Annotated in this window: 20 protein-coding genes and 1 pseudogene; 8 read left to right on the forward strand and 13 right to left on the reverse strand. The window is 71.1% G+C overall.

The genetic code is table 11. From position 1 onward, the window contains the following. Positions 1–106: 106 nt before the first annotated feature. Together ABZ564_RS29430 and ABZ564_RS29435 are read left to right on the forward strand one after the other, a co-directional pair. A pseudogene (locus ABZ564_RS29430) lies at positions 107–982 on the forward strand (SbcC/MukB-like Walker B domain-containing protein); the annotation flags it as partial. Beyond that, the gene (locus tag ABZ564_RS29435) at positions 979–2,289 is read left to right on the forward strand and encodes a TIGR02679 family protein (RefSeq protein WP_360862166.1); all 1,311 of its coding nucleotides are present in this window, start codon (positions 979–981) and stop codon (positions 2,287–2,289) included. The pseudogene ABZ564_RS29430 and the gene ABZ564_RS29435, both read left to right, overlap by 4 nt. A gap of 51 nt (positions 2,290–2,340) precedes the next feature. Here ABZ564_RS29435 and ABZ564_RS29440 read toward each other — a convergent pair whose 3' ends face one another. The 11 genes from ABZ564_RS29440 to ABZ564_RS29490 form a co-directional block, all read right to left on the reverse strand. Beyond that, positions 2,341–2,625: a hypothetical protein gene (locus tag ABZ564_RS29440; RefSeq protein ID WP_360862167.1), complete on the reverse strand. Its 285-nt coding sequence runs from the start codon at positions 2,623–2,625 to the stop codon at positions 2,341–2,343. Positions 2,626–2,795: 170 nt separating this feature from the next. After that, complete coding sequence (locus ABZ564_RS29445) at positions 2,796–3,656, reverse strand: fumarylacetoacetate hydrolase family protein (RefSeq protein ID WP_360862168.1); 861 nt, start codon at positions 3,654–3,656, stop codon at positions 2,796–2,798. Positions 3,657–3,692: 36 nt separating this feature from the next. Next, entirely contained in the window at positions 3,693–4,730 is a 1,038-nt protein-coding gene (locus ABZ564_RS29450) for a cupin domain-containing protein (RefSeq protein WP_360862169.1), read from the reverse strand. A gap of 22 nt (positions 4,731–4,752) precedes the next feature. Further along, the gene (locus tag ABZ564_RS29455) at positions 4,753–5,967 is read right to left on the reverse strand and encodes an FAD-dependent monooxygenase (protein WP_360862170.1); all 1,215 of its coding nucleotides are present in this window, start codon (positions 5,965–5,967) and stop codon (positions 4,753–4,755) included. A gap of 170 nt (positions 5,968–6,137) precedes the next feature. Beyond that, positions 6,138–6,881, reverse strand: coding sequence for an SDR family oxidoreductase (locus tag ABZ564_RS29460; protein ID WP_360862171.1), 744 nt, complete (start codon positions 6,879–6,881; stop codon positions 6,138–6,140). Then, entirely contained in the window at positions 6,878–7,849 is a 972-nt protein-coding gene (locus ABZ564_RS29465) for a fumarylacetoacetate hydrolase family protein (RefSeq protein WP_360862172.1), read from the reverse strand. The genes ABZ564_RS29460 and ABZ564_RS29465 overlap by 4 nt, the downstream gene beginning before the upstream one ends. 55 nt (positions 7,850–7,904) lie before the next feature. After that, positions 7,905–8,846 carry a VOC family protein gene (locus tag ABZ564_RS29470; RefSeq protein WP_360862173.1) on the reverse strand — a complete coding sequence of 314 codons (942 nt, stop codon included), beginning with the start codon at positions 8,844–8,846 and terminating at the stop codon, positions 7,905–7,907. A gap of 13 nt (positions 8,847–8,859) precedes the next feature. Continuing rightward, positions 8,860–9,864 (reverse strand): amidohydrolase family protein, encoded by a 1,005-nt coding sequence (locus tag ABZ564_RS29475; protein ID WP_360862174.1) that lies wholly within the window; start codon positions 9,862–9,864, stop codon positions 8,860–8,862. Beyond that, entirely contained in the window at positions 9,861–10,991 is a 1,131-nt protein-coding gene (locus tag ABZ564_RS29480; protein ID WP_360862175.1) for an FAD-dependent oxidoreductase, read from the reverse strand. Before ABZ564_RS29480 ends, ABZ564_RS29475 begins: the two co-directional genes overlap by 4 nt. Positions 10,992–11,029: 38 nt before the next feature. Further along, a complete protein-coding gene (locus tag ABZ564_RS29485; RefSeq protein ID WP_360862176.1) occupies positions 11,030–11,986 on the reverse strand; it encodes a cyclase family protein in 957 nt (318 codons plus the stop codon). Further along, entirely contained in the window at positions 11,983–12,963 is a 981-nt protein-coding gene (locus tag ABZ564_RS29490; RefSeq protein WP_360862177.1) for a fumarylacetoacetate hydrolase family protein, read from the reverse strand. The genes ABZ564_RS29485 and ABZ564_RS29490 overlap by 4 nt, the downstream gene beginning before the upstream one ends. A gap of 145 nt (positions 12,964–13,108) precedes the next feature. Between ABZ564_RS29490 and ABZ564_RS29495 the strand changes: the two genes are divergently transcribed. Continuing rightward, positions 13,109–14,023, forward strand: a complete 915-nt coding sequence (locus ABZ564_RS29495) for a LysR family transcriptional regulator (RefSeq protein ID WP_360862178.1) — start codon at positions 13,109–13,111, stop codon at positions 14,021–14,023. Between the two features lie 297 nt (positions 14,024–14,320). On the opposite strand, the gene ABZ564_RS29500 is transcribed toward ABZ564_RS29495, so the two are convergent. Beyond that, complete coding sequence (locus ABZ564_RS29500) at positions 14,321–15,370, reverse strand: LacI family DNA-binding transcriptional regulator (RefSeq protein ID WP_360862179.1); 1,050 nt, start codon at positions 15,368–15,370, stop codon at positions 14,321–14,323. 244 nt (positions 15,371–15,614) lie between these two features. Here ABZ564_RS29500 and ABZ564_RS29505 point away from each other — a divergent pair, with 244 nt between their 5' ends. The 5 genes from ABZ564_RS29505 (at position 15,615) to ABZ564_RS29525 (ending at position 24,015) form a co-directional block, all read left to right on the forward strand. After that, positions 15,615–16,931, forward strand: coding sequence for an extracellular solute-binding protein (locus tag ABZ564_RS29505; RefSeq protein ID WP_360862180.1), 1,317 nt, complete (start codon positions 15,615–15,617; stop codon positions 16,929–16,931). Positions 16,932–17,013: 82 nt separating this feature from the next. Further along, positions 17,014–17,898, forward strand: a complete 885-nt coding sequence (locus ABZ564_RS29510; protein WP_360862181.1) for a sugar ABC transporter permease — start codon at positions 17,014–17,016, stop codon at positions 17,896–17,898. Positions 17,899–17,903: 5 nt separating this feature from the next. Continuing rightward, positions 17,904–18,803, forward strand: a complete 900-nt coding sequence (locus tag ABZ564_RS29515) for a carbohydrate ABC transporter permease (RefSeq protein WP_360862182.1) — start codon at positions 17,904–17,906, stop codon at positions 18,801–18,803. 44 nt (positions 18,804–18,847) lie between these two features. Then, positions 18,848–21,430 (forward strand): family 78 glycoside hydrolase catalytic domain, encoded by a 2,583-nt coding sequence (locus tag ABZ564_RS29520; RefSeq protein WP_360862183.1) that lies wholly within the window; start codon positions 18,848–18,850, stop codon positions 21,428–21,430. A 107-nt stretch (positions 21,431–21,537) separates the two neighbouring features. Continuing rightward, entirely contained in the window at positions 21,538–24,015 is a 2,478-nt protein-coding gene (locus ABZ564_RS29525) for a glycoside hydrolase family 3 C-terminal domain-containing protein (protein WP_360862184.1), read from the forward strand. An 853-nt stretch (positions 24,016–24,868) separates the two neighbouring features. Here ABZ564_RS29525 and ABZ564_RS29530 read toward each other — a convergent pair. Next, the gene (locus tag ABZ564_RS29530) at positions 24,869–25,312 is read right to left on the reverse strand and encodes an FKBP-type peptidyl-prolyl cis-trans isomerase (RefSeq protein ID WP_360862185.1); all 444 of its coding nucleotides are present in this window, start codon (positions 25,310–25,312) and stop codon (positions 24,869–24,871) included. Positions 25,313–25,477: the final 165 nt, after the last annotated feature.

The following is a 25,477-nucleotide window of genomic DNA, read 5'->3' on the forward strand; positions in this document are numbered from 1 at the left end:
GCCGCTGGGGCGCTCCCCGCGGCCCCCCAGCGGCACCGTGGGCCCCGCCGCCCCCCCCCCCCCCCCCCCCCCCGCCGCGCCCCCCCCCCCCCGGGGGCCCCCCCCCGACCTGGTGCTGGAGCCCGACGACGACGTCCAGCTCTTCACCGCCACTCTGGACGGCGTCCGCGTCGGGGCGACCGGCCTGCTCACCACGCTCAGCCAGGAACGCGACCGCAGCCGCGACGACATCAGTGCCGCCGAGCGGCGCCTCTTCGACCAGATCCTCACCGGTGACATCCGCCGTCACCTCGCCGCCCGGATCCGCCGGGCCGGCGAACTCGTCGCCCACATGAACGGGCACCTGGAGCGGGTCCGTACCGCCTCCCACGTCGCGGTCCAGCTCGTCTGGGACGTCCGCCCGGACCTCCCGGACAGCACCCGCACCGCCCGCCAGCTGCTCCTGAAGGACCCCGGCCGGCTCACCGAGTCCGACCGGGAGGCCCTGCACACCTTCTTCCGCGCCCGCATCGAGGAGGCCAAGGGCAGCGATACGGCCGCGAGCTGGGAGGAGCACCTCGGCGAGGTGCTCGACTACACCGCCTGGCACAGCTTCACCGTCCGTCTCGACCGGGCGGACGGAAACGGCTGGCAGCCCCTGACGAAGCGGCTGCACGGCGCTCTCTCCGGAGGGGAGAAGGCCATCGCCCTGCACCTGCCGCTGTTCGCCGCCGTCGCCGCCCACTACGAGGACGTGCCCCTGGCGCCCCGCCCGATCCTGCTCGACGAGGTCTTCGTCGGCGTCGACACCGTCAACCGAGGACAGGTCTTCGCCCTGCTCGCCGCACTCGACCTGGACCTCGTGATCACCTCCGACCACGAGTGGGGCACCTACCGCGAGCTGCCCGGCATCGCCGTCCACCAACTCCTCACCGACGGCGACGACGAAGCCGTCACCAGTGCGCGCTTCGTCTGGAACGGCACCGGAATGGAGGCGGAGTGACGACCGGGAACGCCACGGAACCGGCGCCGGGCGAAGCCGCCCTGCGCAGTCCCGGACTCCGCCCGCTCTGGGAGACCCTCCACGACCGTCTCTCCTCCGGCCGCCCCGTCGCACGGGTGCGCCTCGGGCCGCTGGACGAGCCCCAGCGGGAGGCCCTCGCCGATCTCCTCGGTCTCGACCGTCTGCCGGACCCCCGCCCCACCGTCACCCTGGCCCGCCTGGAGGAGGCCGTCACCGAACTCTCGGACCGTACCGTCCGGGAGGTCGTCACCGCACTCGTCGGGCCGCTCGGGGACAGAGCCGGCGAGCGGCGCCGCCGGGACGACGAACGTTCGGGCCTGTGGGCCTGGCTGGCCGGTCACGACACGGTACGGGCGCAGCCGGTGCTCGCCGACTGGGCCGCGTCCTGTCGAGCCGCGGGACTGACCGGCGGCTCGGTGGAACGCACCCGTACGCTGCTCACCGACGCGCTCGAGGTGCTCGCCGAACTCCCCGGCCGGGCCGAACCCCTGCCCGTCTTCGCCGCCCGGGTCCTGAACGGCCACGCGCACGCTCTCGACGACGGCACACCTCTCTCCACCCTCGTCCTGCGTGCTCTGGCGACTCAGTACGACATCGCTCCACCGCGGTCCGCAGCGGAACGACGCGCCCTGTGGTCCCGTGCCGGCGTCGCCGACGACGAGCTGTCCGCCACCGTCGTCGCCGGCGGACTGCGCCCCGCCGGCGACGGCCTGCTCGCCTCTGTGGCCCGTCTGTGCACCGGGGCCGGTCAGGCCGCCGCCCTGACCCTTGCCCATGTCCGGAGCCCGGGCGAGCTCACCCTGCCCGCCGCCCTTGCCCCGCATGTCGTCCACGTCGTGGAGAACCCCAGCATCCTGGCCCTGGCACTGCGCCGCTTCGGCCCCGGCTGCCCGCCACTCGTCTGCACCTCCGGCTGGCCCAACAGCGCCGCGATCCAGCTCCTGCGTCTGCTCGCCGACCGGGGCGCCACTCTCCGTTACCACGGTGACTTCGACGGCGAGGGCATCCGCATCGCCGCGTACGTCCTGGAGAAGACGCGGGCTCGCCCCTGGCGCATGACGGCGGCGGACTACCGGGCCGCGGTCGCCCGCCACGCGGGAGGACCGCCACCCGGGCGCATCACCGAAGCGCCGTGGGATCCCGAGCTGGCCGGAGCGATGGCGGAGCACGGCACTGCCGTGGTCGAGGAGCTGGTGGCCGATGTGCTCCTGGAAGACCTCGCTGCTGCGCCTCCTGGATCGCGCGTCGGTGGGCGAGCGCGAGGGAGCCGAGGCCGCACCGGGTGACCTCGCCCCGGGTGGAGGGTTCGGGCCGGCCCGTGGCGCGGCACGCCCGCGCTATGCGCTGCGGCATGCCGCCGGGGGCCGGGAACACCGGCCGCAGCTCCCGGCCGCGGCCGCTTCCCGCACCACCGCGTCGAGCACACCGCAGTCCACGGGCCGGCTGTCCACGCCGATGGAGTCCACCGGTCCGAGGACGCGCGATCCGCTCGGGATTCCCGTGCAGAGGGCGAGGACGTTTCCCCCCAGGCCTTCGGGAAGGCGGACGGGGCGGTTGACGAAGCGGTGGACCTCGGTGAGATCCAGGCGGTCGCGCCCGGCCGGTCCGCTCGCCGCCGTCACGTCCGGCAGCGGTCCTCCGGGACCGGCCGGAAGCGGTGTACGCGCCCAGGACGGCGTGGTCCTCGACCCGGTCCCACGGGATGTGCGGGAGACCTTCGGCGCGGCACCGGTGAAGAGGTCCCCGGTGCCGGGGACCTCCGCGCGGGCACCGCCCTGCCGGACGGCGGGGCTCAGCGGCGGCGGTGGCCCGGCCGGGAGTCGTAGGAAGTGGCCCGGGAGCCGTCCACGCCCACTTCGAGACGGCCGACCCGCTCGATCTCCACGACGACACGGTCGCCGTGGCCGAGCGGGCCGACACCGGCCGGAGTGCCCGTCGCGATCACGTCACCCGGGTGCAGAGTCATCACCGAGGACGTGTAGGCGATCAGTTCACGGACACCGAAGATGAGGGAATCCGTGTTGGTCCGCTGCCGCGTCTCGCCGGACACGTCGCAGCGCAGGCCGAGCCGGTCCGGATCGGGGACCTCGTCGGCGGTCACCACCCAGGGGCCGAGGGGGGTGAAGGTGTCGAAGGACTTACGGGTCGAGCGGTCCTCCGCGGACCGTACGGTGATGTCCAGCAGACACGTGTAGCCGAAGACGTGGTCCAGGGCGTCGTCGGCGCTGACGTGCGTCGCGGTCCGTCCGATGACGACCCCCAGCTCGCCCTCCTGGTCGGTGCGCTTGTCGGAGTAGGGCAGGACGATGTCCTGGCCCGGACCGATCACCGACGAGTTGGCCTTCAGGAAGACGCCCAGGTCGGCGATGGACGTGGGGTAGTCCATCTCGGCCTTGTGGTCGAGGTAGTTGACCGGGGCGCCAATGATCTTGCCGGGGCGGGGCAGCGGCGCGTCGAGCGTCACATCCGCCAGCGGCAGGCGGTGCCCGCGTGCCGGGTCCAGTACCGGAGCGGTGCCGGCGGCCACCGTTTCGATGTACTGGTGGAGCGTTCCGGTGGCGGCGGTGGACGGGGCGAGCTGGTCGGTCACGTCGGTGACGGTGTCGCCGTCGACGATGCCGAGCCGTCCCTTGTCGAACAGGGCCAGACGCATCATGGCCTCCTTGCGGTGGTCGGAGAGGTGGGGTGGTCAGGCGCCGGGATCGGCGTCCGCGGTGCGGTACAGGCCCAGGGACCGCATGACGGGCTCGTCGCTGTAGGAGAACAGCACCGCGTCACCGGCCTTCGAGGAGTTCAGGTGGCGGTAGGAGGCCCAGCCCGGGATGGCGAAGGTGTCGTGCTCCGACCAGTCGAGGCGCTTGCCGTCGACGATGGTGGCGCCTTCACCGCGGACGACGCTGAAGACGGTCGACGCGGTGTGGCGGCGGCCGGCTCCGTCGAAGCCCGGGCGCAGTCGCTGGATGCGACAGCCGATCGTGGGCATGACGGGCCCGCCGGTCCACGGGTTGGTGTACTCCAGGACGACGCCGTCGACGTCGCTGCCCTCGGCCGTGCCGGCGATGCCGTCCAGGGCGCGTTCGGTCTCCTGCCAGGTGTACCGGGTGACCGGGGAGTTGGGGCCTTCGGGGGTGATCCACGCCGGGGTCAGGCGGCCGTGGAGGAACTGGCGGGAGCCGGCGTCGTCGGGCCGGGTCACGGGCTGGAGCCGCTGGGGGTACTGCTCGTAGAAGCCGGCTTCCAGGGCGTTGACGAGGGGGTAGTCGAGCGCGTCGAGCCAGATCATCGGCGCGTCGCCCTCATGGGTGTGGTCGTGCCAGTGCCATCCCGGGGTGAGCAGGAGATCCCCGGGGGCCATGAAGACTCGCTCGCCGTCGACGGTGGTCCAGGCACCGTCGCCCTCCAGGACGAAACGGAAGGCGTTGGAGGTGTGACGGTGCGCCTGGGCCGTCTCCCCGGGGAGGATGATCTGCAGCCCGGCGTAGAGGGTGTTGACCGTCGCGGGCGGGTCGGTCAGCCCCGGGTTGACGAGCATGAGGACCCGTCGTTCGGCTTCGTCCAGGGACAGCGTCCTGGAGAAGTGCAGCAGGTGGGGCCGCAGCTCCTGCCAGCTCCACCGGTGGGGAACGGCGCGGCTGCGCGGCTGTGCGGGGAACAGGTTTCCGTAGAAGCGCCACAGGGGGGCGGCGCCCAGTTCGTCGAGCGCCTTGTAGGCGGGGTCGTCGGTCATGGTGTCTCCTTGCGGTGGTCGCTCACCGGGTGGCGGAGGACGCGGGTGCGGGTGCCGGGGTCCACACCCAGGCGATGTCGTCGAAGTCATCGGGTGTGCGGGTGGACAGGAGCTGGTTGCGCATCACGGCCCCCATACCGTCCAGGTGGCAGATCTCACCGAAGCGCCGGGCACCGGTCTGGATTTCGGCGGTCCGTTCGCTGCGCGGGCCCGCGTACGAGGAAAAGGCGTCTCGCGGGTCGGCGTGCTCGCCCAGAGCCCGCCCCAGGGCCACCGCGTCCTCCAGCGCCTGGCAGGCCCCCTGGGCCAGATACTGGAGCATCGGGTGGGCCGCGTCCCCCAGCAGCACGATCCGGCCGTGCACCCAGTCGGTGACGGGCAGCCGGTCGAACAGCGGCCAGCGCCGGTCCCGCGCGACCAGGGGGAGGGCGTCACGCACCGCTCGGCATGCTCCGGCGAACCGTTCCTCCAACTCCGCCTCGGTGCCCCAGTCGTCGGAGCCGGGAACGTAGTGGTCGCTCTCGAAGACCGCGACCTGGTTGTAGAGCTCGCCCCGCCGCACCGGGTACTGCACGAGATGCATCCGTGGCCCGGCCCATACGATGACCGACTCCGAGGACGCGTGCCGGGACATGGCTCCGGTCATGCTGCTGACCGGCAGGGCCCCGCGGAAGGCCACGTACCGAGAACAGACGGGGTCGCCGTCGTCCACCAGGAGCCGGCGAAGCCGCGAGTGCAGCCCGTCGGCCGCCACCACCGCGTCCGCGGACAGCCGCTCGGACGTCTCCGCGAAGCACAGGTGCACCTCCGACGGCGTCTGGACCGCGTCCGTGACCGTGTGGCCGGTGCGCAGGCCGATCGAGGGGTGGGCCTCGCAGGCGGCCAGCAGCGCCCCGTGCAGGTCGGTGCGGTGGGTCACGAGGTAGGGATGCTCGAAGCGGTCGCGGTAGGTACTGCCGCGCAGGTCGAGGGCGGTGATCTGCTCGCCGCTGAGCGCGTCCATCATGACGAGCCTCGGCGGGGCGACCGCGGAGCGCTGTACGGCGTCGAGCACACCGAGCTCCTCCAGGGCCAGCGAGGCGTTCGGGGCCAGTTGCAGACCGGCCCCGATCTCGCCGAAGCGGGTGGCGCGCTCCACCAGCGTCACCCGGTGCCCGGCCCGGGCGACCGCCAGCGCGGCGGCCAGACCGCCGATTCCGCCACCGACGACGGCGATGTGCAGGGATGGGGGAGTCATGGGCACCAGGGCCTCCTTGAAGGAAAACGGATCGCCGTCCCCGCGCCGCAGGACACGGCGCGCGGGTGGACCGGCGGGATGGCATGGGGGAGACGGGACGCGGGCGGGTGCAGGGGGCGCGGAGACGCGGAGGGCTCAGCGGCCCGCAGCGCTCCCGACGGGGGACACGCTCATCGCCCGCGCCCGCCCAGCACGGCGTCGGAGACGGACTTCACGCCGCCGTGCGAGGTGAGCCCGCCGTCGACGGGAATCTCGGCGCCCGTGATGAACGACGACTCGTCCGACAACAGGAAGACCACCAGAGGGGCGACCTCCTCGACGCCGCCGACACGGCCCAGCGGCGTCTCCCGGATGTTCGCCTCCCGGAAAACCGGTGCGGCCGAGGCCGTCATCTCCGTCTCGATGAAACCGGGATGGATCGTGTTCACCCGGATCCCGCGCGGCCCCAGTTCCAGCGCGGCGGTCTTCGACAGGCCACGCAGCGCCCACTTGCTCGTCGTGTACGCCACCGGGTAGTGGGCTGTCAGCGCGGCGCTGGAACCCACGTTCACGATCGACGAGCCGGGTGGCATCAACGGTGCCAGATGCTGGATGCCCAGCAGCGGTCCGTTCACGTTGACCGCGTGGACACGGCTGATGTCCTCGGTGGTGACCTCGTGCAGCCGCGCCCGCCAGGTGATGCCGGCGTTGTTGACGAGCCCGTGGACGGCCCCGTACGTCTCGCGCAGGTGAGCGGCGAGATCCGCCCAGTCCTGGGCGAGCGTCACGTCGAGGCGCCGCACGCCGCCCCCGCCTGCGTCCGTGGCGACGACCGTGGCACCCGCACGCCGCAGAGCGAGCGCCTCCGCGGCGCCTTGGCCCTGCCCCGCGCCTGTGACGACAACGACCTTTCCTTCCAGCCGGCCGCTGTTCACGGCCGCTCCCGTCTGCCGGGCCGTCCGCGTGGCAGCTCGACCGGGTCCGTACCGGGCACGATCCGGGTGGTGAGGGAGCCGATGCCTTCGACGGTGAGGGTGACCGTGTCGCCCGGCGCCAGCGGCGGCGGATTTCGCCGGCCGGAGCGGCCCCACAGCTCCGCGAGGCAGCCGCCGTTGCCGCAGGTGCCCGACCCCAGGACGTCGCCGGGCACGACCCGGGTGCCGCGTGAGGCGTAGGCGGTCATCTCCTCGAAGGTCCAGCTCATGTTGGACAGCAGGTCGGAGCCGGTCTCCTCGCCGTTGACCCCGGCCGTCAGGGCGAGCCGGAGGAAGCCCTCCTCGTCGCGGTAGGGTTCCAGCTCGTCGGCGGTGACCAGGTAGGGGCCGAGCGTCGTGGCGGTGTCCTTGCCCTTGCACGGACCGAGTCCGACCTGCATCTCGGCCGACTGGAGGTCCCGCGCGGACCAGTCGTTGAAGATCGTGTAGCCCACGATGTGGTCCTGTGCCTGCTCGGGAGTCAGGTCCCGCCCCTCACGCCCGATGACGGCGGCCACCTCCAGTTCGAAGTCGAGCACCGCCGATCCCGGAGGCACGGGGACGTCGTCCTGGGGGCCGAACACGGCATGCGGGTTGGTGAAGTAGAAGGTGGGGGCCTCGTACCACTGGGCGGGTACGCCGGATTCGCCGCTCACGGAACGGCGTACGCCTTCGACGTGCTCCTCGAAGGTGACGAAGTCCCGCACGGAGGAAGGCTGCAGGGGAGCGTTGAGCCGGACCTGCGAGACGTGCGGACCGGGAGGCACGTCCAGAGCCGCCGCACCGGCGGCGAGCAGGCCGGCCAGGCCGCCGGTTTCACGGATCAGATCGGTGAGCGAGGTGACGCCGGGCAGGGGGAACAGCGTGCCGTCGTCCTCCACGACGGCCACACGGGGCCTGTGCCGGTACTCGAATGCGGCGAAGCGCATGGTGCGGCTCCAAGAACAGAGACAGAGGGGGACCGGACTGCGGACAGTTCCGCGATCAGACCGGCGGGGCGACGAAGCAGCCGCGGTCGGGGTCGTTGAAGGACTCCTTGGCGACGAGCTCGTTCATCGGGTTCGCCGTGCCCCACTGGTCGGTGACCTCGGGCCGGGAGAAGTCGTACACGTGGGGGTGCCAGGTGTCCTCGTCCAGCTCCTCCAACTCGGTGGTGTACTCGACGGTGTTGCCGTGCGGGTCGAGGAAGTAGGTGAACGTGTTGTCTCCGGCCATGTGCCGGCCCGGGCCCCAGATCTTGGTGAATCCGGCACGGGTCACCCGGCCCGAGCCGCGCATGTACTCGTCGATCCCGCGCATCTCGAACGAGATGTGGTGCAGCGAGGTGTGCGGTCCCTTGGCCAGGGCCATGGAGTGGTGCTGGGTGCTGATCCGCATGAAGTGCATGACCTCGCCCATGTGAGGCGAGCTGAGGGTGTCGGAGAGCCGGAAGCCGAGGTGCCGCTCGTACCAGGCACGCGTGCGGTCGAGATCCGGTGAGTTGAGCACCACGTGCGACAGCTTGACCGGGATGGCCTCCTTCTCCTCGATCTTCCGGTGCCGGCGGACCTCGACGTCGGCGGACACCTCGATGGTGCGGCCGTCCACGTCGAAGAACCGGAATCCGTAGCCCCCGCCGGGGGTGGCGACGCCGCCGGGCCGGGAGAGCAGCTGTACACCGCCGGCCAGGAGCCGTTCGGCGAGCGTGTCCACGTCCGCCGGGGTGGCGGCGCCGTAGGAGACGAGGTCCAGACGCTTCTCCTCGGCCTTGCGGAGCCGTACGACGTACTGCTCCGGGCTGCCTTCGGCGGCCAGGAAGGAGATGCCCGAGTCCTCGGCGACCTTGGTCAGTCCCCAGACACCGGAGTAGAAGTCGAGCTGCTTGTCGTAGTCGGGCACGGCCAGGTCCACGTGCCGCAGATGGGTGAGCAGGCGGGATGCGCTCATGACGGTTGCCTCCTCAGGCGGGGGAGATGTTGAGCAGGGCGGCGGCGTTGCCGCCGCGCACGGCGTCGAAGTCGGCGGGGGACAGTTCCGCGGCCCGCAGCGCGGCGAGGGGATCGGGCGACCCCATGTCGAAGGGGAAGTCGGAGCCGAGCAGCACCTGGCCGGGGCCGGCCGACTCCACCAGGGCCCGCAGCACGTGCGGATCGTGTACGAGCGAGTCGAAGTACAGCCGCCGGAGGTAGCTGCTGGGCGGCTGGGCGCAGCCGGCCGAGGCGTCGGCCCGGGCGCGCCAGGCGTGGTCGCTGCGTCCGATGTGGGTGGGGAGGTAGCCGCCGCCGTGGGCTGCGATGATCTTCAGCCCGGGATGGCGGTCGAGGACCCCGGAGAAGATCAGGTGCGAGAGGGCGACGGCGTTCTCGGTGGGCTGGCCCACGGTGTTGGACAGGTACCACTGGTCGAGACGCTCGTCGAGCGTGCATCCGAAGGGGTGCAGGAAGACGATCGCTCCCGTCTCCTCGGCACGCGCCCACAGCGGCTCGTACGCCGGATCGGACAGCTCCCGGCCGGGGGCGTGACTGGAGATCTCCACCCCGCACAGGCCCTGCCGCAGCGCGTGGTCCAGGGCGGCGACGGTGAGACCGGGATGCTGCAGAGGGACCAGCCCCAGACCGCGCAACCGGTCCGGTGCCTGTGCGCAATGGGCCGCGGTGGCCTCGTTGGCGAGGTGGCACACCTTCTCGGCCGTCGCCGCGTCCGCCCAGTAGTGGTAGTGCGAGGGCGAAGGGCTGACCAGCTGGACGTCGACGCCCTGCGCGTCCATGGCCGCCAGCCGCACGGTCACGTCGGTCAGGCTCGGCAGCCGGTCGCGGACCATGGGACCGCTGACCGCCAGCGCGGCGGCACCGTTGCGGCGGGCGTCGAGCTCCCTGGCCTGCGCGTACCCGGGCAGGTCGGCGACGAACGCCTCGATCCGGGGGAGGAGGACGTGGGCGTGCACGTCCACGGTGGGCGTGGTCACGGCAGCTCCCTGAGCATCGTCATGGTGCGGGCCATCAGGCCGGGCACATCGGCGTCCCGGACGCCGTCGAGCTGCCACCGGCCGATCTGCACCGATGCCTCCACGACCGGGCGGACCCGAGCGATCCGCCGCTCGTAGTAGGCCTGCAGCAGTTCCTCGTCCCACTCCCCGGCCTCGGTCAGCAACTGCGCGAGGACCCAGGCGTCCTCCAGCGACAGCGCCGCGCCCTGCGCGAGCGTGGGCGGGCAGCAGTGGGCGGCGTCCCCGACCAGGACGACGCGGCCGCGGTGCCACGCCCCCTCGACCAACAGCCGGTCGAACCACGTGTAGTTGACCTGGGCGGGGTCGGTGATGGTGGCCGTGATGGCCGGCCAGGCACCCCCGTACGCGGAGGCGAGGCGGCGCATCTCCCGCGCGTACGCATCGGGCGCGATGGAGGCGCGGTCGCGGTTCTCCTCGACGACGTAGGCGTACAGCGTGGTGTCGCCGGTGGGGCAGTAACCGGCGATGAACGCCGGGCCGCCGTAGGCGAGATCGGTACGCTCGACGCCGAGGGGGCGCGGGGCGGCGACGCGCCAGATGGCCATGCCGGTCGGTTCCGGCCGGTCCGTGATCCCGATCTGCGCGCGGGTGGCCGAACCCAGTCCGTCGGCCCCGATGACCAGGTCGTAGTGGTGCTCGCCGCCGTCGCTCAGCCGGACACGGACGCCGGTCGCGTCCTGGTCCGTGATGGTCGCCGTCGTGCCCAGGCGGACGGTCGCACCACTGGCGCGTACGGCGTCGATCAGGATCTGCTGCAGGTGCGGGCGCTGCATGCCCACCGTCGCCGGCAGGTCGTCGCCGCCGGTGCGCAGGTCGCGCTGGACGTGCAGGACGCTGCCGTCGGGGGCGGTGATCCCCACGGAACCGAAGGGGAAGCCGGCAGCCTTCACCTGCTCCCAGACGCCCAGTTCGCGCAGCACCCGAAGGGCGTTGCCCTGCAGCGTGATACCGGAGCCGGCGGTGGCGTTCCAGTCGTCCTTCGCCTCGACGAGGTCGACGTCGATCCCGGCGCGGCGCAGCAGGACCGTGACGGCGTTGCCGGCCGCTCCGCCGCCGATGACCAGGACCTTGCGGGGTGTGTTCATGGGGAACTCCCTTGTACCTGGGGCCGGTGGCCCCGGACCTACTTGACGGCGACCGGGTTGACGGGTGACCCGACGGCTCCGGTGATGGGCAGGGGGGCCGCGGTGAGCCAGAACTCGTACACGCCGTCGGCGGCGCAGTCCTCGGCGAGGGCGTCGAGGTCCCACATCTCGCCGATCAGCAGACCGATGTGCGGGATGGCGACCTGGTGGAGCGGCTGGAAGGCGTGGTCGAACTCGTTGGGCCGCACCTCGAAGCCCCAGGTGTCGGTGGCGATCGCGGCGATCTCGCTGGTGCGCAGCCAGGACGCCGTGGTGAACGACAGCCCCGGGGCGGCCCCGCCCGCGTAGTCGCCCCACCCTTCCCGGCGCACCCGGGTGAGCTGCCCGGTGCGGACGAGCGCGATGTCGCCGCGGCCGACGGTGACCCCGTGCGCCTCGGCGGCTGCCACCAGGTGCTCCTCGGTGATGGCGAACCCGTCGGGCAGTTCACCGTTCTGGCCGAGCGTACGGCCGATGTCGAGGAGCACGGCGCGTCCGGCGATGTGCGGTGCCATGTGCTCGATGCCGGTGACCTGGTCGCCGTCGGAGGTGACGACCTTCTCGGCCGGACGGCCGTTCCACGCCTTGCCGTGGTCGAAGATGTGGCCCAGGCCGTCCCACTGGGTCGAGCACTGCAGCGGCATCGCGATCACGTCGTCGGCGCCGCCGATGCCGTGGGGGAGTCCTTGACTGCCCAGGGCCGCGTCCGTACCCGTGTCGAGCATGGTGTGGACCGGGTTGGTGCGGCGGCGCCAGCCCTTCTGCGGTCCGTCGATGTCGAAGCGCTGCGACAGCGAGAAGCTGACGCCCCGGCGGACGAGCGCGGCGCCTTCCCTGCGCTTTCCCTCGTCGAGGAAGTTGACGGTGCCCAGCCGGTCGTCCTCGCCCCAGCGGCCCCAGTTGGAGCACTCCTCGGCGGCGCGGGCGATCGCGCCGGCGGGATCGGCGCGGTTCACGCTTCCTCCGCGAGACAACGGGTGCGCTGGGCACCGAGGCCGGTGATCGAGGCGTCCATGACATCGCCGTCGCGCAGCAGCCGGCCCCAGTGCATGCCGTTGCCCGCCGGTGAGCCGGTGAGCACGAGGTCGCCCGGCAGGAGCTGGGCGCTCTGGGAGGCGTAGGACACCATGCGCGCCACGTCGAAGATCATGTCCTTGGTCGACTCGTCCTGCATGACCTCGCCGTTCAGCCTCAGGGTCAGCTGCAGGTCACCGGTGTCGCCGACGGACTCGGCCGGCACGATCCACGGCCCGAGCGGAGTGAAGCCCGGAGCGTTCTTGCTGCGCAGCCAGTCCGTCCCGATCTGCGGCATGTCCCTGCGGAACACCGTGGCCCGGTCCGTGAGGTCGTTGGCGATGGTGTAGCCCGCCACGTACTCCAGCGCTTCGGCGGGCGACACCCGGTGGGCCGGCCTGCCGATCACCGCGGCGAGCTCCAGCTCCCAGTCCGGCTTGGCGGCCCAGGCGGGGAGCGTGACGTCGTCGTAGGGGCCGGTGACCGAGGTGGGCAGCCCGATGAACACGTACGGCAGGTCCTCCGCGGCCCGCCGGTCCATGATCTCGGCGGCCTCGGCGCGCGCCTCCTCCTCGGAGCGCCCGTCGGCCGGGTCGCGGTGTGCGACGTGGAGGTCGATGACGTGCTGGCGGTAGTTGGCCCCGGACTGGAAGATCTGCCGCGGTTCGACGGGAGCGAGGACATGGAAGTCCGCCAGCGGCCGGCGGGGCGGTTCCGTGCCGGCCGCGAGTTCCCGCAGCCGCGGGAGGACGGCCGGCCATTGCTCCAGCAGCCCCCGCATCGTCAGGGCCGGGTCGGCCAGGGCGGTACGCAGGTCGAGAACCTGTCCCTCGCGGTCGACGAGAGCAGGGAAAGCCAGGCCGTCGGCGGCCGAAAGAGTGCCGAGAGCGAAAGGCCCGGAGAAGGGCTCACTAGCCATTTCAGGTTTCACCGAGATGTCCTCCTGATTGCGGTGCAACTAATCTGGACCCGCTCCCGCAATCAGGGAAATCGATTATGTGGATCATGGTCATCCGTGCGGCGAATAGTCCGTGGTCCAGCCCTCCGGACAAGGACATCGCGAAGTGAACCTGGCCAGCCTCGACCTCAACCTCGTCGTCGCGCTCCGCGCCCTCCTCGAAGAGCGCAACGTGACCAGGGCCGGGCAGCGGGTCGGGCTCAGCCAGCCCGCGATGAGCGCCGCCCTGGCCCGGCTGCGCCGGCACTTCGGTGACGAACTCCTCTCCCGGGTGGGAAGCCAGTACGAGCTCACCGCCCTCGGCCAGGTCCTCCTGGACCGCACCGCCACCGCCTACGACGTCCTCGAACGGCTCTTCGCCAGCCAGGCGGCCTTCGACCCGGAGACGGAGACCCGGGAGTTCCGCCTCGTCGCGTCCGACTACGCCGTCGACGTCTTCGGGGTCGAACTCGCCCGTGTCGTCCACGAAGAGGCCCCCGGCATACGGCTGCGCTTCACCCGCACCCCCATCACCGTCGTGGACGACACCGCGAGCCTGCTCAGCGCCACCGACGGACTGCTCATGCCCCACGGCGTCATCAGCGACTTCCCCGCCACCGATCTGTACGACGACCGGTGGGTCTTCGTCGTCTCGACCGACCATCCCAGCGTCGAGGACCGGCTCACCCGCCAGGACCTGGCAAGGCTTCCCTGGGTCACCTATCAGCGCACCTACGACGCCCCCGCCGTGCGCCAGTTGGGCATGCTCGGGATCGAGCCGCGCGTCGAGGTCTCCGTGGACAGCTTCCACGCCCTGCCGGCGTTCGTCGCCGGCACCCGCCGCATCGCCCTCGTGCAGGCCCGCCTGGCCCGGCTCCTCGCGCCCCTCGCCGCCGTCCGCGTGGTCGACCCCCCGTACGAAGCCGTCCCGCTGCGCGAAGCCCTCTGGTGGCACCCGGTCCACACCCACGACGCCGCGCACATCTGGCTGCGCGAGACCGCGGCCAGGGTCGGCCGGCGCATCGCCGGCTCGGACACATGAGCCCCTGCGCACGGTCGGCGCGGCCCATCCACCCCATGGATGGGCCCCATTCCGAACCCTGATGACGCAGGGGGTGGGCAGCGCTGCTTCCGGCGCGCATAGTCGAGGGCGCCCCCAAAACCGGAGCCGCCCCGCACGGGCGGGCCCACCCGGCCGCGGTCCCCTCGTTTCCCTCGCTTCCCTCGTGTCCGGAGTGTTGTCGCATGCCCGCACCTCTCGCCTCCCGGTCCTCCGGCCACGGCCCCGCCGGCCCGCGCGCGGCACGGAGGGGAACCGGGGTGCGTTCCGGGGGCGCGGCTACCGGGGGTGCGGCGCGGCGGTGCTGCGCCGCACCACCAGCCGGGGGGTCATCGTGGTCCGCATGGCCCGGTCGCGCCGGCCCTCGACCCGTTCGATCAGCATCCTGGCCGCGGCGGTCCCCATGGCGTGACCGGCCTGGTCGACGCTGGTGAGCCGGACCGGAGCGAGCGAGGCGATCGCGGTGTTGTTGTAGCCCACGAGCGAGATGTCCTCGGGGATGGACAGGCCCAGGTCGTCGGCGGCGCGGTAGATGCCCAGCGCCGCGACGTCGGCTCCGGTCAGGATCGCTGTGGGCCGGCCCGCCCCGGACAGCAGGGCGAGGCCTGCCGCGTGACCGCCGTCGTCGGAGTAGGCGGCGTGGTGCACGCGTGCGCGGCCGGCGAGGCCGTGGCGGTCCATGGCGTGGAGATATCCGTCGGTCAGCGCGATCTCGGGGGTCCGCTGCCAACGACCGGATTTGTTGCCGGCCGCCGAGACCAGCGCGATGTCCTCGTGCCCGAGCGACACGAGGTGATCGACCACCAGCGCCGCGCCGAGATCGTCCGCGTCGACGACCGAATCGTGTACGTCGGAGGAGTCGTGGTGGCCGATGACCACCGTGGGCGTGGCCGCCGCCGTGGCGAGCACTTCGGAGCGCGGCGTCCCCGGGGCGATGAGGATCAGCCCGTCCATCCGACGGTCCACCATCGACCGGATGGTGCGGGCCTGTTCCTCCGCGCTGAAGCCGGCGGCGCCGATCAGCACGGTGTACTCGCTCTCCTTCAGCTCGTCGCGGATGCCGTCGAGGATGTCGGCGAAGAACGCGTTGCGTACGTTGTCGAGCAGGACGCCGATCGTGTACGTGCGGCCCCGCATGCCGCGGGCGGCGGCATGGGGGCGGTAGCCCAGTTCCGCCATGGCCGTCCGGACGCGTTCCTGCATCCCCGGACTCACGCCGTAGGCGTTGCGCATGACCTTGGACACGGCCGCGGTGGATACGCCGGCATGACGGGCCACGTCGGTGATCGTCACCCGCTTGGTGTTCTTGGGCGAACTGTCCGCAGCCATGGGGAAATCGATCTCCTCGCTCAGTGCAACGTTCTACGCCGATGGCTCCCGAAGGGTCTCCTTCGATCGACCGGAGCATGGTGATGTTACGTGTCTGTGTCTTGACTGCGCCAGCAGAGTGGCGCCATGGTGTTGCCCACTTGGATGGAGAACGTTCTACACGACTCCGTTTGTTGCGGCTCTTCTTGCCACGCGGTGCCCGTCTCGGCGCCCCCTCTTCTCTCACGATCTCCGGGAGTCACCAGTGCCCCACCGCATGATCCGCGCCCGCCGTGCGCGACTGACCCTCCTCTCCGCCGGTGTCACGTCCCTGGCCGTCCTCGCCACCGCCTGCGGCGGCAGCGGCAGCGGCACCTCCGCGGCGCCGAAGGACTTCAAGTACCTCAGCGTGACGGAGAACACGACCACCCGGGCGACGCTGACCGCGCTCTCCAAGGGCTCCTGCAAGGCGGAGAACGACACCCTCCCGCTCAAGGTCGAGACCGTTCCGCAGGCACAGCTGGACCAGAAGCTCCAACTGCTCGCCGGCCAGAACGCCTTGCCGGTCCAGTTCGCCGCCGGCAACGCCCCCGCGCTCACCAAGCAGCTCGCCGAATCGGGCAAGGTCGCCTCCCTCGACGCCGAGCTGGAGCGCCTCGGCGTGGCCGACCAGCTGGAGCCGGCCGCCGTGTCCACGATCAAGGCGCTGTACGGCGGCAAGCTGGAGGTGCTGCCGTACGAGTACAACATCGAGGGAATCTTCTACAACAAGAAGATCTTCAAGGAGAACGGGATCACGGTTCCCGGCACATGGGACGAGCTGGTGGCCGCGTCGGGCAAGCTGAACTCCAAGGGCGTCCAGCCGTTCTCCGCCTCCGGGGCCCAGGGCTGGCCGCTCACCCGCCTCATCAGCGGCTACCTCTACCGCAGCCTCGGCCCCGACGCCCTGGACGCGGTCGACGTCGGCTCGGCCCAGTTGACCGACCCCCAGTACGTGAAGGCGGCCGAGGAGGTCGCCGCTCTCGGGAAGAAGGGCTACTTCGGCAAGGGCGTCGGCTCCATCGACTACGACACCGCGATGAACCAGTTCCTCACCGGCAAGTCCGCCATGTTCTACATGGGGAGCTGGGCGCTGGCCAACATCTCCGACCCCGGGCAGAACAAGGTCGGTGCCGAGAACGTCGGTTTCATGCCCTTCCCGGCCGTCAAGGGCGGAGCCGGGTCCGTCGACCAGTACCCGTCCAACGTCGGCCTGGCCATAGCGCTCAACTCGAAGAGCTTCGACAAGAAGACCGACGCGTGGGTCACGTGCATCGCCAAGAACTACGGCAGCACGGCCCTGAAGGACCACGGCTCCATCTCCGGCTTCAAGGTCAACACCCCGGTCCAGGACGCCAACGCGGTCACCAGCAGCGTCCGGAAGACGATCAGCTCCTCCAAGCAGAACGTCCTGTGGTTCGAGGCCCTTTTCAGCACCAAGGCGACCACGGTCAGCCAGACCAACGCCGCCGGTCTCGTCAACGGCAGCGTGAGTCCCGAGCAGTTCATGGAGACCGTCCAGGCCGCTCTCGGCAGTCAGTGACCCCGTGGTCCGGCGGCCCGCCCCGCACGGCGGGCCGCCGGCCACCGGCCGGCCCTCACCAGAAACGAAGTGGACACCACTCATGCACCGCGTACTCGGTGACCGCAGGGCGATCATGATCCTGCTCGGTCCCGCACTCCTCGTCTACACACTCGTCATGCTCGTCCCGATGGTGTGGTCGCTCGGGTACTCCTTCACCAAGGGCAACCCCATCGAGGGCTTCACCGGGAACGGTCCGGCCAACTTCACCCGGCTCCTTTCCGACCAGGCCGTCCACGACGCCCTCCGGTTCACCCTGAAGTACGCGGTCATCGTCACCGCAGGCCAGATCGTCGCCGGCTACCTCCTGGCCCTGCTCTACGTCTTCTTCCTCAAGAAGGCATCCGCGCTCGTCCGCACCCTGGCCTTCTTCCCCGTCGTCCTGCCCACCGTCGCCGTCGGCCTGCTGTTCCAGAAGCTCTTCCAGGTCGCGCCCCAGCCGGGTCCGGTCAACTCCCTGCTCAACGCCGTCGGAATCGACTCCATCGACTTCTTCGGAAGCGCCGGCAGCGCCTTCTGGGTCCTGATCATCATGGACATCTGGCGATCCATGGGCTTCTACGCGGTGCTCCTCTTCGCCGGCCTCGTCGACATCCCGGACGAGGTCCTCGAATCGGCCCGCCTCGACGGAGCCTCCGGTCTCCGTCTCATCCGCCACATCGTCCTGCCGTTGTCCCTCCCGGTACTCATGTCATCGCTGATCTTCAGCATCAACGGCACCCTGAAGGTCTTCGACTCCGTCGTCGCCCTCACCAACGGCGGCCCCGGCAGCGGCACCACCCCGCTGACCCTGTACATGTTCCAGACCTCGTTCACCTACAGCGACTACGGCTACGGCAGCACCATCGCGCTGCTCCTCACCGTCGTCTGCCTCCTTGTGAGCCTGGCGGTCTACCGCGTCTCGCGACGCGACATCACGGAGGTCTGAACACCATGACCATCGCCACCCCGCTGAAGACCACCGGGGCCGGACACCGGCGAACCGGAGAACCCGTGCAGCGCGCCCGCAGGACCGGCGGCCGCCTGTGGACCCGGCTCGCCGTGACCCTCCTGCTGGTCATCGAGGTCTACCCACTGCTCTGGATGTTCCTGACCTCACTGAAGTCCAACAGCGACTACCTCGACAACTCCACCTGGAGCCTTCCCACCACCTGGGAATGGGGCAACTACGCCGACGCGTGGACCACCGGGAACATCGGCCTCTACATCAGGAACAGCCTCCTGGCCGTCGTCCCCGCCCTGCTCCTCATCCTGCTCCTCGGCACCGCGGCGGGCTTCGCCCTGCAGGTCATGGTCTGGAAGGGCCGCAGCCTGACCCTCCTGGTCTTCCTCGCCGGCATGATGGTCCCGCCGCAGATGATCCTGCTGCCCCTGTTCACGGTCTACTTCCAGGCAGGCCTCTCCGGCACCCTGTGGCCGCTCGTCCTCACCTACACCGGAACCGGCCTTCCGCTGACCGTCTTCATGATGGCCACCTACTACAGGACCGTTCCCCGGGAGCTCTTCGAAGCGGCCACCATCGACGGCGCCGGCATCCTGCGCGCCTTCTGGACCATCAGCGTGCCCCTGGTCCGCAACGCACTGCTCACCGTCGGCCTGGTGCAGTTCTTCTTCATCTGGAACGACCTGCTCATCGCCCTGACCTTCACCAACAGCCAGGACCTGCGCACCATCCAGGTCGGCCTCCTCAACTTCACCGGCGAATTCGGCGCCACCCAGTACGGCCCGCTGTTCGCGGCCATCTGCATCAACGTCCTCGGCACGCTCGTGATCTACCTCTTCCTCAACCAGAAGGTCATGAAGGGCCTCACCTCCGGAGCGGTCAAGGGCTGACCCGCCCTCGCACACGCCCTCCCGAGCCCATGAAAGGCCCCTCCATGCACTCCCTCCAGCCCTCCCCGGTGCGCTTCGAGCACCTCTCGAACGGTCTGGGAATCGGCACCCGCACCCCCCGCCTCTCCTGGACACCCGCTGCCGAAGGCGGCAACCAGCGCGCCTACGAGATCGAGCTCCGACGCGGCGGACGGACCCACCGAACCGGGTGCGTCGCCGCCTCCGGCCACACTCTCGTGCCGTGGCCCGGAAAACCGCTCACCTCCCGCGAGCAGGCCGCCGTCCGCGTACGGACGTGGTCCACGGCCGCCGGCAAGCCCTCACCGTGGAGCGAGTCCAGCACCGTCGAGGCGGGTCTCCTCGAACCCGAGGACTGGACCGCCGTTCCCGTCGGGGCGAACTGGGAGGAGGACCCGACAGCCGAACGCCGGCCGGCCCGCGTCCGCAAGGACTTCCTGGCCGCCGGCAAGCCGATCGCACACGCGCGGCTCTACATCACCGCCCACGGCCTGTACGAAGCCGAGCTCAACGGCCACCGGGTCGGCGACGAAGCCCTGGCCCCCGGCTGGACCGTCTACCACCACCGCCTGCGCTACCGCACCCACGACGTCACCTCACTCCTCGTCCCCGGAGCCAACACCCTCGGCGCCTGGCTGGGAGACGGCTGGTACCGGGGCACGTACGGCTTCGACGGCGGCACCCGCAACATCTACGGCACCGACCAGTCCCTCATCGCCCAGCTCGAAATCACCTACACCGACGGCACCGTCACCGTGGTCGCGACCGATCCCACCTGGCACGCGGCCTTCGGCCCCATCCTCACCAGCGGACTGTACGAGGGCGAGACCTTCGACGCCCGGCTCGACGACCCCCACTGGGCCACCCCGTCCGCGTCCCCCGACGGCTGGACGCCCGTACGGACCGGAAGCAGAGACACCAGGACACTCGTCGCACCGGAAGGCCCACCGGTCCGGTGCACCGAAGAGATCCCCCCGGCCTCCGTCAGCCGCACCCCCGACGGCCGCTACCTGCTCGACTTCGGACAGAACCTGGTGGGCCGGCTGCGCATCACCGCCGACGGACCCGCCGGCACCACCCTCACCCTCCGGCACGCCGAAGTCCTCCAGGACGGAGAGCTCGCCACCCGCCCGCTGCGTGACGCGCGGTCCACGGACACGCTGGTGCTGCCCGGCAACGGCCCGTACACCTGGGAGCCGCGCTTCACCCTCCACGGCTTCCGCTACGCCGAGATCAGCGGCTGGCGCGGAGAGCTCGCCCCCGGCGCCGTGACCGCACGCGTCCACCACACGGACATGCGCCGCACCGGCTGGTTCGAGTGCAGCGACCCCCTGGTCAACCGCCTCCACGAGAACGTCCTGTGGAGCATGCGCGGCAACTTCGTCGACATACCCACCGACTGCCCTCAGCGCGACGAGCGCCTGGGCTGGACCGGAGACCTCCAGGTCTTCGCGCCCACGGCGAGCTTCCTCTACGACTGCGCAGGCATGCTCAACTCCTGGCTCACCGATGTCGGACTCGAACAGCTCCCGGACGGCACCATCCCCTGGTACGTCCCCGTCATCCCCGGTGAACCGATGTGGACGCCCATCCAGCCCGGCGCCGCCTGGGGCGACGTCGCCACACTCACCCCCTGGGCCCTCTACCAGCGCTTCGGGGACCTGGAACTCCTGCGCCGCCACTACCCCATGGCCCAGGCCTGGGTCGACCTCGTCGAGAAGCTCGCCGGCCCCGACCGCCTCTGGGACACGGGCTTCCAACTCGGCGACTGGCTCGACCCCGCCGCCCCTCCGGACGATCCGGGAGCAGGCCGCACCGACCGCCACCTCGTCGCCACCGCATACTTCGCCCACTCCGCGCGACATCTCGGCCACGCCGCTCGCGAACTCGGCAACAGCAGCGACGCCGCCCGCTACGGCACCCTCGCCGACGAGATCACCTCAGCGTTCCGGGAACGCTACGTCCACGACGACGGCCGCATGGTCAGCGACAGCCCCACGGCCTACTCGGTGGCCATCGCCTTCGGCCTTCTGGACGCCACCCGCCGTCAGGCGGCGGGCGACCGGCTCGCCGAACTCGTCGACCGGGACGACGCACGCATCGCCACCGGCTTCGTCGGCACCCCCCTCATCTGCGACGCCCTGACCGGCACCGGGCACCTCGACACCGCCTACCGCCTGCTCCTGCAGACCGACTGCCCCTCGTGGCTCTACCCCGTCACCATGGGCGCCACCACCATCTGGGAACGCTGGGACAGCCTCCGTCCCGACGGAACCCTCAACCCCGGCGGCATGACCTCGTTCAACCACTACGCCCTCGGAGCCGTCGCGGACTGGCTCCACCGGGTCGTCGGAGGCATCGAGGTCACGGCACCCGGAGCCACCGCTCTCGCCTTCCGGCCCCGTCCCGGAGGCGGCATCACCTGGGCACGGACCCGCTACGAGACACCTCACGGAACCGCCGCCCTGTCCTGGGAGACCGGCCCGGCCGGCCTGGAAGCACAGGTCACCGTCCCTCCCAACTGCACCGCCGTCGTCGAACTGCCCGGCCGCGCTCCCGCGACGGTCGGCGCCGGGGTGCACACCTTCACCACGACGAGCGGTGACTGAACGGAACTCCGGAAAATCCGGCACCCAAGGTCCGCTCACCCGCCACGCGTACCCAGCACCCGACTTTGGCGGGACCCGCCCGCCACCCGACCGTTCGGAGAGCCGCCGTGAACCGACGAACCTTCCTGTCCTCCGCCATAGCCACAGCCCTTGCCGCCGCGGTCACCCCCATCGGCCCCTCCCGGGCCGCAGCCGCGGCGGACCCCCACGCCCTTGAACGCGCCGACGAGGTGCTCGCCCGGATGACAGCCGCCGAGAAGGAGGCACTGGTCCGCTGCGACTTCGCGGCTCTCACCCATCTCGAAATCCCCGCGCTGACCATGGTCGACGCCTCCGCCGGACTCCGCGGCGAGCGGAACGTCACCGCCTTCCCCGTGCCCCTGGCGCAGGCGGCGACCTTCGACGAAGACCTGGCCCGTCGCATCGGTACCGCGATCGGGACCGAGGGACGCGCCAAGGGTTACAACACCCTTCTCGGCCCGACCGTCGATCTCACCCGCACCTGGCACTTCGGCCGCCAGGCCGAAAGCCTCGGAGAGGACCCCCTGCTCGCCGGCCGCCTCGGTACCGCCCTCACCACCGGAATGCAGAGCCGCCGGGTCACCGCCACCGTCAAGCACTTCGCCGCCTACACCCAGGAGGTGAACCGCTTCTTCACCGACACCCTGGTGTCCGACCGCGCGATGCACGAGCTCTACCAGGCGCCCTTCCGCCGTGTGATCGCCGCCGCGCCCACCACCTCGGTCATGATGGCCTACCCGAAGATCAACGGGACTTTCGCCACCCAGAGCCCCGCTCTCTTCGACGACGTCAAGAACCGCCTGGGCCTCAAGGGCTACACCGTCCCCGACTTCTGGGCCGGCGACGACCAGGTCGCCGCCACGAGGGCGGGCATGGACCTCGCCGGGCTCGGACCCGGCGGTGTGAAGCTGACCCCCGGGGCCCTCACCGGCGGCGCCGTACCCGCCGCCCGCCTCGACGACGCCGCCCGACGCATCCTGGTCACCATGTTCGCCAACGGCCTCGTCGACAACCCGGTCCCGGTCCCGGCCCAGGACGTCAGCACCGCCGAGCACAAGAGCCTCGCCCACGAAGCCGCCCTCGCCTCCACGGTCCTGCTCGCCAACCGGTCGTCCGCGCTGCCGCTGCCGGCCTCACTCACGTCGCTCGCCGTCATCGGCCCCGCCGGGACGGACGCCCTCACCGGTGTCGCCGGCTCCACCTACGTCGACCCCGGCGCCTGGACCGTCCCCCTGCAGGCCATCAGGGCCCGGGCAGGCAGCGGCATCAGGGTCACGCACTCCCAGGGCACCGTCGGCGACGTCCCCCTCACCACTGTCCCCGCCACCGCACTGCGCACGCCCAGCGGCGCCCCCGGCCTCCTCGGCCGGTACTACGCCACCCCCGAGCCGGCAGGCACTCCGGCCGCCACCCGCACCGACAGCGTCGTCGACTTCACCGCCACCCCGCTCGACACGCTCCCGGCAGCCTGGTCCGCGATCTGGTCGGGAAACCTGACGCCGACCCACTCGGGTACGCACCGCTTCTCCCTCCTCACCGCCGGAACCGCAACGCTCAAAATCAACGGCGCCACCGTCGTTTCAGGATCCCGCGGCACCAGGCGCTTCTACCTCGGCACCTACGACTACCCCCTGCAAGGCACCGTCGAGCTGACCGCCGGCGAGGCCGTATCCATCGAGCTGACCTACAGCAACGCCACCGCCGACTCCGGCACCTGCGGCCTCACTCTCGGCTGGCAGCCCGCCTCCCTGATCCCGGCCGCCGTCCAGGCCGCCGGCGATGCCGACGCCGCGGTCGTCTTCGTCAACCGCATGGCCGGCGAAGCCATGGACCACGAGCAACTCGGTCTGCCCGGGGACCAGAACCAGCTCATCGCCGACGTCGCCGCGGCCAACCCCCGCACGATCGTGGTCCTGAACACCGACGGACCCGTGGCGATGCCCTGGCTCGGCGAGGTGGAGGCCGTCATCCAGGCCTGGTACGGAGGCCGGGGCATGGGCTCGGCTCTTGCCGCCGTCCTCTTCGGTGACAGCGACCCCTCCGGCCGGCTGCCCGTCACCTTCCCCGCTGGATCTTCCCAGGGACCGGGCGCCACGACCGAGAGCTACCCGGGCAGGAACGGCACCGTCTCCTACGACGAAGGAACCGCGATCGGATACCGCTACTACGACGCCAAGGGGCAGCAGCCGCTCTTCCCCTTCGGCCACGGGCTCTCCTACACCACCTTCGCCCACGGCTCCGTCGAGGCGGCCTACGACGCCGTCGGCAGGACCGTCACCCTGTCGGTCACCGTCACCAACAAGGGCGATCGTCAGGGCACCGAAGTCGTGCAGGTCTATGCCACCCTGCCCGCCGCCGCGGCCGCCGAGCGGCGCAGGCTCGTGGGCTTTTGCAAGCTCACCCTCGCTCCGGCCGCCGCCCGGCGCATCACCTTCACCGTCCCGGCCGACGACCTGACCATCTGGGACGCCGGGACCTGGACGCTCGTCCCCGGCCTCTACACCTTCGCCACCGCACGGGACTCCCGCACCATGACGGCGCAGCGGACGGTCACCGTCAGCTGAGCGTCTCCCCGGCAACCCGCGGAAAACGCGGTACGGCTCACCTCCGCCCGGGCGGAGGTGAGCCGGAAGCGGGCCGCACAGGGCCTGGCCGTCCGGTGGGGACGACGCCGACGACGCGGTACGGGGGCGTGCCGCCGGATCTCCGTCATCGGCCGGCGACGGCTTCGCGAACCAAGGGCCACTGACCGGCGCCAGGTCAGGTCAGGACACCAGCAGGCTGCTTCAGGACGTTGGTACTCTCCGCATCCACGACGAGGTGGAGGAGACGACCGTGGGAACAGAGCCGCCGACGCCTCCGATTCGCTGGTTCAGAGCAACTGGCCTCGGAGCCCTCTTCGGGGGACCGGCCGCAGTGGTGTCCACTGTCGCGATCGGGAACGCATGGGCTGCTTGTGACATCGGCAACGGCCCGGCGAACGGCATGACTTTGCTGCTTCTGGCGCCCCTCATATGGATCGCCGCCGCGGTGCCATGGGTACTTCTGCACGCCACCCTCGGAAGGCGTCATCGCAGGACAGCCCTTGTCACGGGGCTCCTTCTCACCCTCTGGTCCACCTGGTTCCTTGTCACACGGCTCGGTATGCCGGACTCCTACCCCGCCCCGTCGTGCCCGGACAACGTCCCGCCCTGGTGGCCGGACTTCATCCCGGCATGACTGACTCCGGCGAGACCGGTGCCCCGCGCCGGACGAGGGGACTCGTAGGACGGCAGAGCGAATCGACGTGCTCACGCGGCTGATGCCGCCTCACCCGGGTACCGGGGCATCGCCGACCGGGATCCGGTGGAGCGCAGCCGGGGGAACGGCTCCCCAGGTGAGTACAAGAAGTCCATGGATCACTACGGAGCGGGGCGATCAGCGATTGCCCGGGGTGGTCCCGCCGGGGCCCCGCGCCGGCGAGGGTCCCGCCCCGGTGGGTCCGCCCACGACCGTGAGCAGGTCCACGACGAAGATCAGCGTCGAGCCCGACGGGATCAGCGTGGAGGGCGACTGTCTGCCGTAACCGAGACGCGGGGGAACGATGATCTCGCGCCGGCCGCCGGCCTTCATCCCCCGCACTCCCCGGTCCAGGCCCTTGATGGCCTTGCCCCCGCCCACGGCGAACTTGAACGGCCGGTCCTGCTCCCAGGAGGAGTCGAACTCCCTTCCGGACGCGAACGTGACCCCCACGTAGTGAACCTGGATGACCCTGCCCGGCTGCGCCTCGGGTCCGTCCCCCACCACGAGGTCGCGGACCGTCAGCTCGGTGGGCGGGTCACCCTCCGGAATCTCGATGCCGGGCTTCGTCGGTTCGTTCATCGCGGTCCCCTCGCTCGCCACCGGGATCCCTGCGCGGCCCGGCCGGACACATGGGCCTTCCATGCTGCAGACGATCACGCTACCGGCTGCGCACATCCGAGGGACGCACCCGAGGGGAGCCGCCCCGCAACCCCGGCCCTCCGAGAAGCCGGGTCGTTCGTCGGG

Source organism: Streptomyces sp. NPDC019224, from assembly GCF_040632605.1.
Taxonomy (GTDB): Bacteria; Actinomycetota; Actinomycetes; order Streptomycetales; family Streptomycetaceae; genus Streptomyces.